Annotated in this window: 3 protein-coding genes; all 3 read right to left on the bottom strand. The window is 42.8% G+C overall.

The annotated features are described in order from the left end of the window. Nucleotides 1-357 (bottom strand): 3-deoxy-7-phosphoheptulonate synthase (locus ENN47_02205; protein ID HDP77001.1); only part of this gene is annotated, 357 nt, incomplete at its 3' end. 369 nt (nt 358-726) lie between these two features. Continuing rightward, a complete protein-coding gene (locus ENN47_02200) occupies nt 727-1,443 on the bottom strand; it encodes an N-acetyltransferase (protein HDP77000.1) in 717 nt (238 codons plus the stop codon). 80 nt (nt 1,444-1,523) lie between these two features. Beyond that, the coding region (locus tag ENN47_02195; GenBank protein HDP76999.1) for a DUF4345 domain-containing protein at nt 1,524-1,781 on the bottom strand (258 nt) is incomplete at its 5' end.

Genomic DNA, 1,781 nt, shown 5'->3' with positions numbered 1-1,781 from the left:
TTCTGAAAGAAAGGCCGCGCTCTCTTCTATCATGGGGCGATCTTCAATCGCGCATGGACCGGCCATGACTACGAATTTACCTTCTCTTACCGATAGATCGCCAATCTCCACTGAGATATCCTCACTGTGAAACTCTCTCGATACGAGCTTGAAGGGCTTGAGAACACGCACAACCTGCTCAACACATTCGAGAGCCTCAAAACGTTCCACCGACATATACCTGTCGTCTCCAATAACACCGATTACAACTCTTTCCATCCCTCTGGAAACATGACAACTTAGATTCAGACTCTCTGAAAGAAACTCGACTTGCTTAATTCCCTCTTCACCGCTACCTCTCTTAAGAACGACTACCATTTCACCACCCCGCATTCCTGCTGAAAAAGAAAAGGGTCTCCGGATTGGAGACCCTTTCGTATCTTTCATCCGGAGTAAATGCAAGAAGCACTTACCCGGAGTTATCACTCACAAGCAAATGCTTCTGTTGTTATAATAATATGGGTATGCATTTATCCCGGAAAAACCGAAGTCTATCATTTACTCAACTCCCCGCTGGTATGAAAGGATTCTACACTTTTGCTATCATCCATGTCAAATCAAAAAAGCTACGAATCGACGGATAACTTGCATAAATCTTTACGTACTAATTGCAATCACAAGGAAGAATGACTAATCGACTGAAAGAGATCCGATTGATAGAGTCCCTGAATGACAATCTATATCTTTCTAACCAATATACTTGAAGTCCTCCTCAACAATGTACTCCTTAAATCCAAGCGCACGCGAAACTTTCAATGATCCGTAATTCAGCACATCGTGTCTGTACTGAATAAGCTTCTTGTTAATGATTCCCCATTCACTTGCCCTTGAGCCAAGAGCCTTTCCCAAACCCAGCTCTCTGAAATCGGGCATTGTGATTATTCCAATGTCAGCTATGTCTCCCCATTCAATTATGCTTGAGACAGCCACTATTTCTTCTCCGTAGAAAGCTCCGAAAACCGCAACGTGATTCAGTTCGACAAATCCTTCAGCAAGATCCTCCCTTGTGCATTGATTCCGAAAATGGTAGAAGGCCGTCCTGTCTCCCTGATTGATTCTCCTGACGGCAAACTCCACAGCTGGATCAAAGGGAACATAGTTGGAGGGGTTAAGATACTTGATCGATGTCTTCTTTGAGAGTGAAAAAGACTCCCTAAGCAAATTAAACAAAGAAGTTTCAAGAGTTTCGTCTTCTCTCAGGGCGGAGTTCATGATTCTTTCAAGCTCTGGATCATAAAGAACTACTGTATGTTTCTCGAAACTTAGATGGCTTATCTCACCCTTTTTCCTTTTGTTCTCGTCGGGTATTAGTTGCTCAGTTTTTGAGACAAATACGTTTGGTGAAAGCCTCAATCGCTTTGACCATGCTTCCATTATTGCTTTTCTTAGATCTTCCTCTCTCAATTTCCTTTCCTCCATTCCAATCAACGTCTCAAGGTAAAGGTTCTTCTTATAAAAAAACCGACTCACGCCGGTTTTCGATTTCAGACAGGAATAACCATGATTAGCCCAAATGCGACTTCAACAAGGAGAATAATAAGATTAGTCAGTGTAAAAGACTGCTCCACAAATAATGACAGAAGACGGGTGGCAGCTATAAACAAATAGACGATCTTGAAAAAAATGAAAGCGATCGCGGAGCCAAGAAGAATTATTGGTGCAATCCCTAGACCGATGAAAGCGCCTCCCATGATCGCCTTTATCTCCGTTCTTCCTCTGGCATTTCCAGCTGAGAATTCTGC

The organism is Mesotoga infera (assembly GCA_011045915.1).
Lineage (GTDB): Bacteria > Thermotogota > Thermotogae > Petrotogales > Kosmotogaceae > Mesotoga > Mesotoga infera_D.
The sequence above is the reverse complement of the archived record's forward strand: the minus strand, read 5'-3'. Positions and strand labels throughout refer to the sequence as shown.